The sequence below is a fragment of the Parvularcula maris genome, assembly GCF_024505085.1.
GTDB lineage: Bacteria > Pseudomonadota > Alphaproteobacteria > Caulobacterales > Parvularculaceae > Parvularcula > Parvularcula maris.
In genome coordinates this window covers 21130-36028 of sequence record NZ_JANIBC010000017.1, presented here as the reverse complement: position 1 = coordinate 36028, position 14899 = coordinate 21130, and the positions used below count along the sequence as shown (strand labels likewise).

The following is a 14899-nucleotide window of genomic DNA, read 5'->3' as shown; positions in this document are numbered from 1 at the left end:
TCAGGCCTTCGGGCCTTTGGGGAAGGGGCGGCTTCGGTCGCCCCTTTTCTTTTGCGCGCGGCGCTGGTCTAGAAGAGCCTATGCGAGACCTGCCCAAATCCTTCGACCACGAGACCCGCGAGCCCGAACTCTACCGCGAGCAGGAGGAGGCGGGACTGTTCAAGCCCTCCGGCGAGGGCGAGCCGTACGCTATCGTCATCCCCCCGCCCAATGTGACCGGCAGCCTCCATGTGGGCCACGCGCTCAACAACACGCTGCAGGACATTCTCTGCCGCTATCGCCGCCGCCAGGGCAGGCGGGTGCTCTGGCAGTTCGGCACCGATCATGCAGGTATCGCCACGCAGATGGTGGTCGAGCGGCAGATGGCCGAGCGCCAGGAGCCCCACCGCCGCGATATCGGCCGCGAGGCCTTCGTGGAGAAAGTCTGGCAGTGGAGGGAGCAGTCCGGCGGGCAGATCAAGGACCAGCTCAAACGCCTCGGCGCCTCCCTCGACTGGTCCCGTGAGCGCTTCACCATGGATGAGGGCCTCAGCGAGGCCGTGCGGCGTGTCTTCGTCGATCTTTACAGGGAAGATCTCATCTACCGGGACAAGCGGCTGGTGAACTGGGACCCGAAGTTCCAGACCGCGATCTCCGACCTCGAGGTGGAGAACAGCGAGGTCCAGGGCAAGATGTGGCACTTCGCCTATCCGCTGGCAGATGGAGAGGTGGACGGCATCAAGGAGATCGTCATCGCCACGACCCGGCCCGAGACCATGCTGGGCGACGGCGCGGTGGCGGTGCATCCTGACGATGAGCGCTACAAGAATCTCATCGGCAAGATGGTCCGCCTGCCGATCGTGGACCGCCTGATCCCCATCATCGCCGACGAGTATCCCGATCCCGAGCTCGGCACCGGCGCGGTGAAGATCACCGGCGCCCACGACTTCAACGATTTCGAGGTAGCCAAGCGCCACGACATCCCGCTCCTCATGCTGATGGATGAGGAGGCGAACATGATCGCCACCGAAGAGAACGGCGTGCCGCAGCGCTTTGACGGGGTGGACCGCTTCGAGGCCCGCAAGATGGTGGTCGCCGAGATCGAGGAGCTGGGCCTCTCCCGCGGGGTCGAGGACAAGCTCATCATGCAGCCCTTCGGCGACCGCTCGGGCGTGGTGATCGAGCCTATGCTGACGGATCAGTGGTGGGTCGATGCGAAGACCCTCGCCGGTCCCGCCATCGAAGCGGTACGCTCGGGACAGACGAAATTCGTGCCCCAAAACTGGTCCAAGACCTACTATAACTGGATGGAGAACATCGAGCCCTGGTGTATCTCGCGCCAGCTCTGGTGGGGTCACCGGGTGCCGGTCTGGTACGGGCCGGACGGCCACGCCTTCTGCGCCATGAACGAGGCCGAGGCGCACCGCGACGCCACCGAGCACTACGAAGAGGCCGTGGACCTCACCCAAGACACGGACGTTCTCGATACGTGGTTTTCCTCGGCGCTCTGGCCGTTCTCGACCCTCGGCTGGCCCGAGGACACCGAGGAGCTGAAGGCGTTCTACCCAACCTCCGTGCTCTCCACGGCCTTCGACATCATCTTCTTCTGGGTGGCGCGGATGATGATGATGGCGATGCATTTCAGGAAAGAGGTGCCGTTCGAGACGGTCTATATCCACGCCCTCGTCCGCGACGAGCACGGACAGAAAATGTCCAAGTCCAAAGGCAATGTGGTGGACCCGCTCGCGTATATCGACGAGTTCGGCGCCGATCCCCTGCGCTTCACCCTGGCCAGCCAGGCGACGCAGGGGAGGGACCTGTCGCTCTCGAAGCAGCGGGTCGAGGGCTACCGCAACTTCCGTACCAAGCTTTGGAACGCCGCCCGCTTCATGCAGATGAAATCGGCCCCCATTCCTGCCGAAGCGCCGAACCCGGAGGAGTTCAAGCTGCCGCTCAACCGCTGGATCGCCAGCGAGGGCGCGAAGATGACGGCGGAGATCGCCCGCGCCCTCGACGCCTTCCGCTTCGACGAGGCTGCGGCGGCGGCCTATCAGTTCGCCTGGGGAACGTTCTGCGACTGGTATCTGGAGCTCGCCAAGCCCATCTTCGACGATGGCGACGAGGCAGCACAAGCCGAGACCCGCGCAGCCATGGGCATGACCCTCGGCACGATCCTGCTGACGCTGGAGCCGTTCATGCCCTTCGTGACGCGCGAGCTCTACGCGGCGATGAAGGAGGGCGGCATGGGCTTGGACGCAGCGTCTTGGCCCGAAGCGGCGTTCACGGACGAGAAGGCGAGCAAGGAGATGGCGTCGGCCATCGCTCTCATCTCCGACATCCGCAGTGCCCGGTCGGAGGTCAATGTTCCGCCCTCGGCCAAGCTGGACCTCTATGCCATCGGCGCCGGTGCGCCCGACTTCGCCTCCCAGGAGGCGGCGATCAAGAGGCTGGCGCGGATCGAAACCATTACCGCTGCCGCCGAGCCGCCCAAGGGGGCGGTGCAGATCGTCAGTGGGGGTATGACCTACGCGCTGCCGGTTGCCGACGTCATCGACCTGAAGGCCGAGATCGCCCGTCTCGACAAGGAGATCGGCGCGGCGCAGGGGCAGCTCAAAAAGGCCGAAGGCAAGCTCGGCAATGAGCGCTTCATCTCCAAAGCCCCGCCGGAGGTGGTGGCCGAGGAGCGCGCGCGGGTCGAGAAGTTCGGTGCGGAGCTTGCGCAGCTCACCGAAGCGAAGAAGCGGCTGGAGAGCTTGTAGGAAGGCGTTTGCATTGTTTGCATGCAGACGGAGACGTAGGCGCTGGTGGCCACTCCCCCTCAGCCTGCCGGCAGCTCCCCTCTAGAGTGGGAGCCAACATGAGAGTCAGCGCCGGTCACTTCTTCCCTCCCCTACGCGAGTGGGGGAGGTGCCCGGAGGGCGGAGGGGGGCACCTGCGTTTGCAAGAAACGTGAGCGTCTACAAACGGGCGAAAGGAGCTACTCCTCCCCTACCACCACAGAACCCTCCCTACGCGGATCGACCACGGGGTCGATGACGTCCTCGCTGATCGTGAAGCCGTAGAGGCCGGAGGCGAGCGAGCTCTCACGCACTTCGTAGCCGAGGGCGCGGACCTCGTCGGCAAGCTCCGAATGGCCTTCCTCCACCACGACGGTGCCGCGAGGGACCACCACGTGAGGCCGCAAAGCCGCTTCGGACAGGGGCACGCCTGCTGCCAGGAAGTCGATCAGCGGCTTGGCGACATAGCCGATGATGGCAGGGCCGCCTGGGCTGCCGATGGCGCCGAGTGGGGTGCCGTCCGCCTCGAACAGTAGGGCAGGGGTCATCGAGCTCATCGGTGTCTTGCCGGGACCCGGCGCATTGACGGCAACCCGTCCGTTCTCCGACGGGACGCGGGAAAAGTCAGTGAGCTGGTTGTTCAGCACCATGCCCGCCGCCATCATCTGGCTGCCGAAGGGGAACTCGATGGTGGTCGTCATGCTGACGATGTTGCCGTCCGTATCCATGATCGAGAAGTGCGAGGTGGAGGGAAGCTCGTAGGAACTGTCCTGGAGGAAACCCTCTCGCATCAGGGCGCCGCCTGGCTCGCCAGGCTGCACGTCTTCCGCCGGTGCCGATCCCAGAAGCTGCCCGCGGCCCTCGAGGTAGCGGTCGGAGACCAGGGTAGCGGTCAGGTCCTCCGCGCTGAGGCTCTCCGTGCCCATGGCGGTGGGGTCGCCAAGGTAACGTCCGCGGTCGGCATAGGCGAGACGGCTGGCTTCGATATAGGCGAGAAGGCTGTCCTCCACCGGCATCGCTCCGGCCTTCGCCTCGTAGAGCTTGGCGATCTGCAGCATGGTCACCCCGCCGGAGCTCGGCGGCGGCATGGAGCAGATCTTCCGCTCAAAGACGATAGCGCAGACGGCCTCCCGCTCTTCCACCCGGTAGTCCGCGAAGTCCTGAAGGGTGAGGGTCTCGGCGCCGGTCTTCTCGTTCACCCGCGCGATGATCGCCTCGGCGATGGGGCCGGTGTAGAAGGCGGCGGCGCCGCCCTCGGCGATACGCTGCAGGGTCTCCGCATAGGCGGGGTTGGTGACCATGGTGCCGATGGGCTTCGGCTCGCCGTCCTCCGTGACATAGCCTGCGGCGCCCGGCTCGGCCCTGAAGTCGCGGAAGCGCAGCATGGTATCATGCATCCGCTGGGGGACCGGAAAGCCTTCCGTGGCGAGACGCTCTGCCTCGCCGAAGAGTTCCTGCCATTCGAGCCTGCCGTGCTTGCGGTGGGCCGTGTCGAGCATGGCGACAGCGCCGGGCACGCCTACGGAGAAGCCCGAGGTCACCGCCTCGTAGAAGCCCATCGGCTCCCCTTCCTCCGTATAGAACACTTCGGGGAACGTGCTGAGCGGGGCTCTCTCGCGTCCGTCGAAGGCGGTCACCTCGCCATTGGAGGCGTCGTAGAAGAGGAGGAAGGCGCCGCCTGCGAGGCCCGAGCTCTGCGGCTCGACAAGGCCAAGGACGGACTGCACGGCCACGGCGGCATCAAGGGCGCTGCCGCCCCGGCGCAGTACCTCCGCGCCTGCCTCAGTGGCCATGGGGTTGGCGGTGACGACGACGAAGGGAAGTTCGGCTTCGTCCCGGACCTCCGCCGCCGGTTCGGGCCGGTTCGCATCCTCGCCGTTCGAACAGGCGGCGAGTAGGCAGGCGGCCCACCACAAACGACTGTGTTTCATGCTTGCTCCCAGCTCTCCCCGGTTCGATGCGGGATGTAAGGCCCGCGGAAGGCAGGAGGCAAGCGATGAGAACTGCAGCGTCCGGAAGCCTGACTGACGTTCCCGGCCTGAAAGTGGGCTGTGCTGCCGATGAGGAAGCGCGCACGGGGGTCACGGTCATCCTGCCGGACCGGCCTGCGAGGGCGGCCTGCGACGTGCGCGGCGGCGGCCCCGGCACCCGCGAGACCGATGCCTTGGCCCTCTCGACCCTGGTCGATCGGATCGACGCGCTGACCCTGGCCGGCGGCTCGGTCTACGGTCTGGCCGCGGCGGACCAGGTGGCGGCGGCGCTTGGCGCGAAGGGCAGGGGTTTTGGTCTCAGCAAGGCGGAAGGGGTTCCGGTTTCGCCCATCGTGCCCGCCGCGATCCTCTACGATCTCGCCAATGGCGGCGACAAGGCTTGGGGGACGGACCCGCCCTACCGGCGCTTAGCCGCTCAGGCCCTGGCCGACATCGGCACGATCGTGCCGGAAGGCCGGGCGGGGGCAGGTTTCGGCGCCCTGGCGGGTGCGCATCCCGGCGGGCAGGGAACGGCATCCGCCCGCAGTGCGAACGGCCATGTCGTGGGAGCTTTAGCGGCAGTGAACAGCTTCGGCTCGCCCTATCTGCCGGGCACGAACGCCTTCTGGGCTGCGCCCTACGAAGTAGAGGCCGAGTTCGGGGGCAGGGCGTGGCCAGAGCTGCCCATCGCCGAAGGCTTCCCCCCGGACACCAAGGCCGCTGCGGTGCGCCAGGCCACGACCTTGGTAGTCCTAGCAACCGACGCGCCCCTCTCGGCCCCGGACCTCAAGAGGCTGGCGATCATGGCGCAGGACGGTTTGGCGAGGGCTCTCAGACCCGCCCACGGCCCGACGGACGGAGATGTAATCTTCGCGCTCTCGACCGCGGAGAAGGGGGAGGGCGCCAACTTGGCGCTGCTGACGGAGCTCGGCAGTCTCGCTGGGGACGTGGTGGCACGGGCGATCGCAAGGGGGGTCTACCACGCTGAAATGTCGTAGGAGGTCTGCCGCAAACCGGCCGCGCCGCGGGAAGGACAGCGACTGCGGTTCCAGGCCGGTCAAGCCAGCCCCGCCGGTGGCGCTGCGCGCCGTGAGAACGATACCGGCCTCAGATAGCGAGGCGGTAGGCCAAGTTGAAAAGTAGCCCCTGCAGGATTCGAACCTGCGACCATTCGCTTAGAAGGCGAGTGCTCTATCCAGCTGAGCTAAGGGGCCAGAACCGCGGCACGTAGCGGGGGTTGGGGATGGGCTCAAGTGGGGCATTGGCGTGCGGGGTATCGCAACTGCTGTCGCCATACGCCTTCCCACGGCGTAGGCGCAGCCGGAGAACGGGGGACCCAACTCCTGAGTCAGTCGCAGAAGGGCGGCGTTAGGAGATGGGTCCCACGGATCGCTTTCGCGACCGTGGGAAAGCGCATGGGTAATACAACGCTCGACTAGCTAACGCTTTAAAGGATAACGGTGCCGCAGGAAGGCAGCTAAGCAGGTGCCCGGCCGGTCAGGCCGCCCGCCGGAGGCGGTGCGCGGCGTGAGATCAATCAGTGCGTCCAGGGGCGCCTTCTGCTGGACGAGAAATTGTCCGCATAGGCCTTCAGCGTCCGCGGTCCCTGGTTGGGCTCGATCACTTGGTGGGGGATCTGGTGCTGCTTGGCGTAGGCGACGGCCTGGTCTTTGGTCTCAAAATGGAGGAGCACCTGGCCCGCGCGGGTGTCCTGGCTGGAGGTCCAGCCCATGAGCGGGTCGAAGCGTTTGGCGTAGGCCTCTTCGAACTCGAGCACCCACTCGTCCGACTTGGCCTTGCCGGACTGCATGGCGGTGCGGGAGGGGCGGTAGATGCGTGCGAACATGGCCCGGCTTGTGGCGAAGCGGGCACCCTTCCGCAAGAGGCACGTTGCGCCGCCGGGCCTTTTGCACTAGGGCCGCGCCCTGATCGGAGCGTAGCGCAGCCTGGTAGCGCATCTGCTTTGGGAGCAGAGGGTCGCAGGTTCGAATCCTGCCGCTCCGACCACTTTCCCTTCACACGAAGTTTCGGTGACCGGACCCTAGAATGACGGCGGCGTAGGCCACGGCAGATGCTACAACACTGACGACGACATTGGCGAGGAAGACAAACAGTCCGAAAGTCGATGCACGAACGATCCGGCCGGTCCTTGTCTCGCCGCCGACACCACCCCGGAACGACGTCGTCACATCAAGCGCCACCATCAGGCCGCTGGACGCGAAGGTCCACGCCGACAAGAGCGCAGCGACATCCTTGAAGAGAACTGGCATCGTCAGGAGAAACAGAAGGCCGAACAGCGTGCTGGGAATGAGAGCTGTCATATGCAGCCTCAGCCGCAGTACCGCCCCCGTTCCCTTGCCCCAGACCCGCAGGACCAGAGATAGAAGCGACTGTGTGGCAAGCCAAGCGAACGGGATCATAGCGGCATAGACGCCGAAATAGCGCTCCATCGCCGCCGCGGGGTCGAAGTCGTCGCCGAGATCGTCGGCGAGGTCGACGAACTGCTCGGTGATCGCAGCGGCGAAGGCACCCTCCTCGCTGGCCCATAGGAAACGGAACACGGCCGTCAGCGAGAGCATGAAGAAGGCCAGCCGGATCGTCGGGGTGTAGCGGTCCAGCCAGGTCGGATGGCGTGCCGCGTCGAAGACTTCTCGCGGCTGGATGAAGGTCGCCGCGACCGTCCTGACCCCACGGATGTTGAGCCCGAACAGGTCCTCGGTCAGGGCGCCGAGCCCGATGTCCAGATTCCTTGCCACCCAATACGCTCCTGCCTGCGATAGGAGGATAGCACGACCCCGGTGGGCCGTCAGCCCGCCGCTTCCAACCGCCTCTCGCTAGCCCGCTTCTTGACGCTCTCGGTCTTGAGCTGTCCGCAGGCCGCGCCTACGTCGCGGCCGCGCGGGGTCCTGATGGGGGAGGCGTAGCCCGCCTGGTTGACGATGTCGGCGAAGGCTTCGATCCGTCCCCAGTCGGAGCACTCATAGGCGCTGCCCGGCCAGTGATTGAAGGGGATGAGGTTGATCTTCGCCGGTATGCCCTTCAGCAGGCGGACGAGCTCGCGCGCCTCGGCATCGCTGTCGTTCACGCCTTTCAGCATGACATACTCGAAGGTGATGCGACGCGAGTTCGTGGTGCCGGGGTAGCGGGCGCACGCATCCAGAAGCTCGGCCAAGGGCCACTTCTTGTTGATCGGCACCAGCTCGTCGCGCAGCTCGTCATTCGTGGCGTGGAGCGAGATCGCCAGCATCGCCTCGGTCTCCTCGCCGAGCTGGTGCATCTTGGAGACGACGCCCGAGGTCGAAACCGTGATCCGCCGCCTGCTGATGGAGATGCCCTCGCCGTCGGAGATAAGGTCGATGGCGCGGGCGACGCCTTCGAGATTGTAGAGCGGCTCGCCCATCCCCATAAACACGATGTTGGAGAGCTTGCGCTCATCCTTGCCGGAGGGCCACTCCTCGATATCGTCCTTGCACGCTAGGACCTGCAGCACAATCTCTTCAGCTGTCAGGTTCCTGACCAAGGCCTGGGTGCCCGTATGGCAGAAGGTGCAGTTCAGCGTGCAGCCTACCTGGCTGGAGACACATAATGCACCTGCGCGGCCCACGCCGGGGATGAAGACGGCCTCGGCCTCGATACCGGGGGCGAAGCGCAGGAGATATTTGCGCGTTCCGTCCACGGAGACCTTGCGCTCGACGATCTCTGGCCGCGGGATGCGGTACCACAGCTCCAGCTTCTCGCGCAGGCCCTTGCCGATATTGGTCATGGCGGAGAACTCGGTGACCCCGAGATTGTAGATCCAACCCCAGATCTGCCGCGCCCGCATGCGGGCTTCCTTCTCGGCCAAACCGAGATCGGCTTCGAGCTGGCTCGCGATCTCGGGCCGCGACAGGCCGATGAGGGAGGTGCGCTGATCAGTGCTCAGCTCGGGGCTGAGGTTCAGGAGGGTCTGGGACATGTCTCTCTTCCGCCTTGTGACAGGACTTGTGGAAAACCGGTCGCCGCCCCTAGCCGAAGCAGGGGCGCGTGGGAAGAGCGAAGCTACTCCGTACGCTCGTACTCCAGAATGTCCCCTGGCTGGCAGTCGAGCACCTGGCAGATCTTCTCCAGCGTGGTGAAGCGCACGGCCTTCGCCTTGCCGGTCTTGAGGATGGAGAGGTTGGCGATAGTGATGCCCACACGCTCGGACAGCTCGGTGAGCGACATATCGCGCTCGGCCAGCATCTTGTCCAAAGTTACGCGGATGGTCACGCCCTGCTACGTTCCTCTTTTACACGCTCTTCGCGGGCCGACGCGGTGATGCGGCGGGTTTGCCCCTTAGGCGCGTTTTGCTAGCGGCGAAAGCAGGCTGCGCGTCACGCCTCCAGCCCCGCCGGGTCGAGGGTTGATGAACGAAACTTCATGCACTCGCAAGCCGGTGCACTGCGCCCGAGATGACAGATAGGTGAGGCGAATGGTCCTTTTCCCGCAGAACAGACTGGTTCTGGCCACCAGAAACCAAGGCAAGGTCGCCGAGATCGCAGCCATGCTGGAAGGTGTGGGGGTCGAAGTCGTCACCGCCGCCGAGCTCGGTCTGCCCGAGGTGGAGGAGACCGGCACCACCTTCGAGGAGAACGCCGGTCTGAAGGCCGAGAGCGCCTCGAAGGCTTCGGGCCTTGCCGTGCTGGCCGATGATTCGGGGCTCAGCGCGGATGCACTAAGCGGCGCACCGGGGGTCTACTCCGCGGACTGGGCCGGAGAGGAGCGCGACTACGAAGCGGCCATGGCGAGGCTTCAGCGCGAGGTCGAAGCGGCAGGCGGGGACAGGGGCGCTGCGTTCCGCTCCCTTCTCATCCTGCAGTGGCCGGACGGACGGCGGGTGCTCAGCCGCGGTGAGGTGAGGGGTCGGCTCGTCTTCCCGCCGCGCGGGGAGGGGGGCTTCGGCTACGATCCCTGCTTCGTACCGGAGGGTGAGAGCCGGACCTTCGGCGAGATGAGCGCCGAGGAGAAGCGCCGGTTCTCCCACCGGGCAAGGGCGCTCGACGCCCTGCGCGCCGAGCTCGGTCTGTGACACCGCTCGGCCTCTATGTTCACTGGCCCTTCTGTGCACGGATCTGTCCCTATTGCGACTTCACCGTGGCCAAGAACCGCGCGGTGGACGAGAAGGCGTGGGCCGATGCGTTGGCGGAAGATCTGAAGGCGCTCTCGGAGTACACCCGAAAGCGACCTCTGCGCAGTATCTATTTCGGCGGCGGTACCCCCTCGCTGGTCCCCGCCAACGTGGCGGAGCGGGTATTCCGTGCCGCTGACGATCTCTTTGGGATCGAGAGCGGCGCCGAGCTGACGGTGGAGGCGAACCCCGATGACGCAGCGCGTTTCAAGGAGCTGTCCGAACTCGGCTTCAACCGCCTGTCGCTTGGTGTGCAGAGCGTCTCGGATGCCAGTCTGACCTTCTTGGGCCGCAACCACGACGCAAGGGAAGCCAGGGACGCGCTTATAAAGGCGACCGGGATGTTCCCCTCGGTCAGTGCCGATATGATCTACGCGCTTCCGGGTCAGACCCCGCGGGCGTGGGAGGCGGAACTGCGGGAAGTGCTGAGCTACGGCATGGACCACCTCTCGCTCTACCAGCTTACCATCGAGCCGGGCACGCCCTTCGGTCTGGCGGCGGAGCGGGGAAGACTGGTTCCGAGCCCTAACGATCTTCAGGCTGATCTCTACGAGCTGACGGGCGAGATCACGCAGGCCGCGGGGTTTCCAGCCTATGAGGTCTCTAACCACGCACGTCCAGGCTCCGAAGCCGTGCACAACTCCCTCTACTGGCAGGGGGCGGAGTGGCTCGCCATCGGCCCCGGTGCCCACGGGCGGCTCGGTCAGGGGGCGGAGAGGTTGGCCACCGAGGGAGCAGCCAAACCGAAGAGCTATGCCGCACTGCCTTTGAATGAGCGTCTCTCCTTCACGCCCCTGACGGAGGAGGAAGTTCTCGTCGAAACGTTGGCAGGGGGTCTGCGGCCCGTCGCCGGGCTATGTCTTCACAGGCTAGGCGACTGGCAGAGCAGCGTTCTGCGCGCGGCGGAACCGTTCATCGCATCCGGCCACCTTGAGCATAGGGAAGGGCGGCTCGCAGCGACCCCTTCGGGCAGGCTGCTGCTCGACTATCTGACGACCGAGCTCACCTCGGCACTACCCTCTTTATCGGTGTAGAGAAGGATAAGCCGGGCCAGCTCGTTCGGATCGAAGGGTTTGCTGAGGAAGGCGTCCATTCCCGCCTCGCGGCAGGCCTGCTCGTCCTCGGGCAGGGCGTTGGCGGTGAGCGCCACGATCGGTAGTCGGCTGCCGGACTCCTCCTGCCTGATCATGGCCGCCGCCTTGATGCCGCTCATGACGGGCATGTGCATGTCCATCAGCACGATATCAAACGATCCCGTACGGACGGCATCGACGGCGGCGGCGCCGTCGCTGACGATGGTCAGATGGTGACCTTCCCGCTCGATGACGGCCTTGGCTAGGGCCGCGTTGATCTCGTTGTCCTCCGCCAGAAGGATGCGGCTCGGCGCAGCTTTCCTCGCATGGTCCTCGCGCTGCTTCTCGATCGCGTCGAGTTCCGCCTGGGTGATGGAGAGGTCCTCATCGCTCAGCACACGCATGAGGCTTCGCCTGCGGATGGGCTTGGTCAGGTAGACGGGGTAGCCCAACGCCTTGAACCGGCCGAGCTGCGGACGTTCGGACGCCGGAAGCAGCAGCACGCACCGCTTGGCTTTGCTCGCCAGCGGGGCGGCGGCTTCGGCGAGGGGGAAGTCGCAAAGGAAAACGTCCGTATCCGCTACGCCCAACTGTTCGGCTGCTCCATCCACTGATCCTACGATCTCGGTCGACAGCGCACCCGCGAGCCTCAGCTTGAGGCTGAGGGCACGGCCCAGCACGGGGTTGGGCGTCAGGATCAGCGTGTGCTTTCCCTCGAGGGGGCGTTTCGGCGCCGGGGCGGGGACGGCCTCCGCAAAGGGAAGGCGGAGAACGAAAGTCGAGCCCATTCCCTCCTGGCTCGATACCTTGACCGATCCGCCGAGTTTGTCCGTAAGCTGTTTGACGATGGCCAGGCCGAGGCCCGTACCCTCGATCGACCTGTCGTCCGCCTTCTTGTCGCGGGTGAAGGCATCGAAAAGACGCGGAAGCAGCGACTGCGGTATGCCGGTTCCAGTGTCGATGACGTCGATCATCAGCTCACCCGCACCAGCAGGCGAGTTGACGCTCTGCATAGTGACGATGATGCCGCCCTTGTCGGTGAACTTCACGGCGTTGCCCACGAGGTTGACGAGGAGCTGGCGCAGTTTGGAGGCATCGCCCCGCACCCTCGCCGGGGTGCTGGGGTGGATGAGGGTGGTGATCTCGACGTTCTTAGCCGCGGCCTTTGGCGCGAGCAGTTCGGCGATCTCCTCGCAGACGAGCCTGGCGTCGAAAACTTCGCTGACCGGCGCTGTGTCGTCCGTATCGAGACGGGCATAGTCGAGGATGGCGTTGATGATGTCGAGAAGCGCCACACCGCTCGTCTTGATGTTGCCCGCGAAGTTCGTCTGGTTCGGGTCGAGCCCTGTCTCGAGAAGCAGCTCGGTCATGCCGAGAATGCCGTTGAGAGGCGTGCGCATCTCGTGGCTCATCGTGGCCAGGAACTGCAGCGTCCGGTCCGTGCCGGATCGGTCGGCTTGCTTCCCAGAAGCGCTGCCCACTGCCTGCGTCGTCTGCTGAGGCGAGCTGTCACCAGGTTCCCCATTCGCTCCCGCGGCGCCAGCGGGCAGAAGGAGGTAGAGGCAGCTTCCGGCAGAAGGCACCCCCATCACGGCGAAGCGCTGCAGCTCCTCCTCACCCTTGGGCGCTCTTCGAACGATGTCGAGCCGACCGCTCTTATCGTCCTGCCCCCTGGTAAAGGACCACCCCTCCGGCATCTCGTCTTCGGCGAAGACGCTGGCGACGTTGATGCCGAGTTCGGCGGCGGGGGGGCTGATCGCCTGGACGACGCCCGTGCGGCTGTCGAGCAGGTAGGCCGGGCAGGGGAAGCTCTGCACCAGCTTGATGAGCGTATCCGTCATGATCTCTCGTTCCGCCAACCCCGCGCGGAACATGGCACAGAATGGTTTCCCTCCCCTTTGCCTAGCCCATGGCCTTTTCGGCAGCCGGTTCAGCGCTTCTGAAGCTGATGGCCTCGGCGATATGGACGCGCCCGACGCTGTCCCTACCCTCGAGATCGGCAAGGGTCCGGGCGACCCGCAGGATGCGGGTGTAGCCGCGGGCGGAGAGCTTGAGCTGCTCGCAGGCCCGTCGCAGAAGCCCGAGCCCGGCTTCGTCGAGGCTGGCCACCTCGCCGAGCTGCTGCTGGCCGAGGGCGGCGTTGATCGCCCCCCGCTCCTCTTGAGCCGCCCTGGCCGCGGCGACCCGCGCCGCCACCGCCGCCGTGCTCTCGCCTTCCGCGGCGCTGGTCAGGTCGAGGGCCGAGACAGGCGGGGTATCCACCGAGATGTCCATCCGGTCCAGGAACGGCCCGGAGACCCGCGCCCGGTACTTCGCGCCGCAGCCCTTGCCGCGGATACAGACCGAGCCGCAGCGGCAGGGGTTCATCGCGGCGACGAGCTGAAAGCGTGCCGGGTAGCGCACATGGGCGTTGGCACGGGCGATGAGGATGTCGCCGGTCTCGAGCGGCTGGCGCAGACTGTCGAGCACGGCGGGGCTGAACTCGGGCAGCTCGTCCAGAAAGAGAACGCCCCGGTGGGCGAGGGACGCCTCGCCAGGCTTGGCCCGGATGCCGCCCCCTACCATGGCCGCCATGGAGGCTGAATGGTGCGGAGCGCGGTAGGGCCGGGTGCGGCGCAACGCGCCGTTCTCGATCAGCCCGGCCACGGACTGCACCATTGAGACCTCGAGCATCTCCGTCAGGGAGAGCGGCGGCAGGAGGCCCGGCAGACGCTCGGCCATCATGCTCTTGCCCGAGCCCGGAGGCCCGGTCATCAAGAGGTTGTGTCCACCCGCAGCGGCGACCTCCAGGGCTCGCCGGGCTGTTTCCTGACCTTTGACTTCGGAGAGGTCGGGAACACCGGTCTCGGTCAGCACCGCGCCCGGTTTCGGCGCAGGCAGGGTCTGCGTCCCCTTGAAGTGGTTGGCGAGGGAGATGATGCTTGGCGCCGCGATCAGCGGCACGCTCTCTCCGGCCCAGGCGGCCTCGGCGCCGGATTTGTCCGAGCAGATGAGGCCCAGATCGAGGGCGTTCGCGGCCATGGCGGCAGGCAGGGCGCCCACGGTCTTGGCGATCGAGCCGTCAAGACCTAGCTCGCCGATCACCGCCATCCCGCCGACCGCATCGCGGGGGATAGCCCCCATCTCGGCCATCAGCGCGAGGGCGATGGGCAGGTCGAAATGGCTTCCCTCCTTGCGCAGGTCGGCCGGCGCGAGGTTCACGGTGATCTTCTTGGGCGGCAGCCCCAGCCCGATGGCCGAGAACGCGGCGCTGATCCGGTCCTTCGCCTCGCTCACGGACTTGTCCGGCAGCCCGACGATGACGAAGCCGGGCTGACCACCGGTCAGATGCGCCTGCACGGTCACTTCGCGGGCTTCCACGCCCTCGAAGGCAAAGCTCGTCACCTCGGCAACCATCGGCGCCTCCCTCGTTCCCGAGGACCGGTGTTGCCGAGACGTTCCGCGAACGCAAGCTGTTTTGTCAGTACCCTAGGAAAGATCGGCCGAGGCGAACAGGATCTCGAAGGGCTCGCACCAGATCGTCACGCTAGCGGCACTGGAGAGGTCGAAGCCTTCGGGCAGTTCGTAGCGCTGGGTACCGCGGCGGTGGCTTTCGAGATCACCGAGATCTACGTACCCAGAGCCTTTGACGTCCTCGTTCCGGCGCACGGTGCGGTCGGTGATCCAGACTTCGAGCTGCGGGCCGCGGCTGGTGCGGAAGCCTTCGAACTCAAGGAACATCCGCTCGCCTTCGCGGACGATCCGCGCCGTACCCTGGCCGCGTTTGCCCTCGCGGCCCTCGAAGGTGCCGGAGAGAAGAACCTCGCTCTCCTGCAGCGATGCGGCGTAGGCGGTGATCAGCGTGGTCGGCTGCGGCGCGGAAAGGGTGAGGGCTGCGACGGCAGCGGCGGTGGCAAGCAGCATGGTTGTCTCCAAAGTGGCTCACCCTGGCGTTCGGTCCACGCCGCGGCGAGG

12 protein-coding genes and 2 tRNA genes are annotated in these 14899 nt (G+C 66.0%); 5 read left to right on the top strand and 9 right to left on the bottom strand.

Annotation, left to right across the window (positions count from 1 at the left end):
• The first annotated feature begins 80 nt into the window (after window positions 1–80).
• Complete coding sequence (locus NOG11_RS13400; protein ID WP_256620291.1) at window positions 81–2738, top strand: valine--tRNA ligase; 2658 nt, start codon at window positions 81–83, stop codon at window positions 2736–2738.
• Between the two features lie 218 nt (window positions 2739–2956).
• Here NOG11_RS13400 and NOG11_RS13395 read toward each other — a convergent pair whose 3' ends face one another.
• Window positions 2957–4687: a gamma-glutamyltransferase family protein gene (locus tag NOG11_RS13395; RefSeq protein WP_256620287.1), complete on the bottom strand. Its 1731-nt coding sequence runs from the start codon at window positions 4685–4687 to the stop codon at window positions 2957–2959.
• A 65-nt stretch (window positions 4688–4752) separates the two neighbouring features.
• Here NOG11_RS13395 and NOG11_RS13390 point away from each other — a divergent pair, with 65 nt between their 5' ends.
• On the top strand, window positions 4753–5724 hold the full coding sequence (locus tag NOG11_RS13390) for a P1 family peptidase (RefSeq protein WP_256620286.1): 972 nt from the start codon (window positions 4753–4755) through the stop codon (window positions 5722–5724).
• Between the two features lie 142 nt (window positions 5725–5866).
• Here the strand turns inward: NOG11_RS13390 and NOG11_RS13385 are convergent.
• Both NOG11_RS13385 and NOG11_RS13380 read right to left on the bottom strand, forming a co-directional pair.
• Window positions 5867–5940: transfer RNA gene (locus tag NOG11_RS13385), tRNA-Arg, on the bottom strand.
• 323 nt (window positions 5941–6263) lie between these two features.
• Window positions 6264–6572 carry an ETC complex I subunit gene (locus tag NOG11_RS13380; protein WP_256620284.1) on the bottom strand — a complete coding sequence of 103 codons (309 nt, stop codon included), beginning with the start codon at window positions 6570–6572 and terminating at the stop codon, window positions 6264–6266.
• 84 nt (window positions 6573–6656) lie between these two features.
• Between NOG11_RS13380 and NOG11_RS13375 the strand changes: the two genes are divergently transcribed.
• Window positions 6657–6733 (top strand) — tRNA-Pro (locus NOG11_RS13375).
• Between the two features lie 8 nt (window positions 6734–6741).
• On the opposite strand, the gene NOG11_RS13370 is transcribed toward NOG11_RS13375, so the two are convergent.
• From NOG11_RS13370 to NOG11_RS13360, 3 genes are all read right to left on the bottom strand, one after another.
• The gene (locus NOG11_RS13370; RefSeq protein ID WP_256620283.1) at window positions 6742–7482 is read right to left on the bottom strand and encodes a hypothetical protein; all 741 of its coding nucleotides are present in this window, start codon (window positions 7480–7482) and stop codon (window positions 6742–6744) included.
• A 50-nt stretch (window positions 7483–7532) separates the two neighbouring features.
• Window positions 7533–8681 carry a dual-specificity RNA methyltransferase RlmN gene (gene rlmN / locus NOG11_RS13365; protein WP_256620282.1) on the bottom strand — a complete coding sequence of 383 codons (1149 nt, stop codon included), beginning with the start codon at window positions 8679–8681 and terminating at the stop codon, window positions 7533–7535.
• A gap of 83 nt (window positions 8682–8764) precedes the next feature.
• Entirely contained in the window at window positions 8765–8947 is a 183-nt protein-coding gene (locus NOG11_RS13360) for a helix-turn-helix domain-containing protein (protein WP_256620309.1), read from the bottom strand.
• 229 nt (window positions 8948–9176) lie between these two features.
• Here NOG11_RS13360 and rdgB point away from each other — a divergent pair, with 229 nt between their 5' ends.
• Both rdgB and hemW read left to right on the top strand, forming a co-directional pair.
• Window positions 9177–9773 carry an RdgB/HAM1 family non-canonical purine NTP pyrophosphatase gene (gene rdgB / locus NOG11_RS13355; protein ID WP_256620281.1) on the top strand — a complete coding sequence of 199 codons (597 nt, stop codon included), beginning with the start codon at window positions 9177–9179 and terminating at the stop codon, window positions 9771–9773.
• Entirely contained in the window at window positions 9770–10906 is a 1137-nt protein-coding gene (hemW, locus tag NOG11_RS13350; RefSeq protein WP_256620280.1) for a radical SAM family heme chaperone HemW, read from the top strand. Before rdgB ends, hemW begins: the two co-directional genes overlap by 4 nt.
• Here hemW and NOG11_RS13345 read toward each other — a convergent pair.
• The 3 genes from NOG11_RS13345 to NOG11_RS13335 form a co-directional block, all read right to left on the bottom strand.
• A complete protein-coding gene (locus NOG11_RS13345; RefSeq protein ID WP_256620279.1) occupies window positions 10858–12786 on the bottom strand; it encodes an ATP-binding protein in 1929 nt (642 codons plus the stop codon). The genes hemW and NOG11_RS13345 overlap by 49 nt on opposite strands.
• Before the next feature lie 61 nt (window positions 12787–12847).
• A complete protein-coding gene (locus NOG11_RS13340) occupies window positions 12848–14341 on the bottom strand; it encodes a YifB family Mg chelatase-like AAA ATPase (RefSeq protein WP_256620278.1) in 1494 nt (497 codons plus the stop codon).
• A 72-nt stretch (window positions 14342–14413) separates the two neighbouring features.
• Window positions 14414–14848 (bottom strand): DM13 domain-containing protein, encoded by a 435-nt coding sequence (locus NOG11_RS13335; RefSeq protein ID WP_256620277.1) that lies wholly within the window; start codon window positions 14846–14848, stop codon window positions 14414–14416.
• Window positions 14849–14899 lie beyond the last annotated feature (51 nt).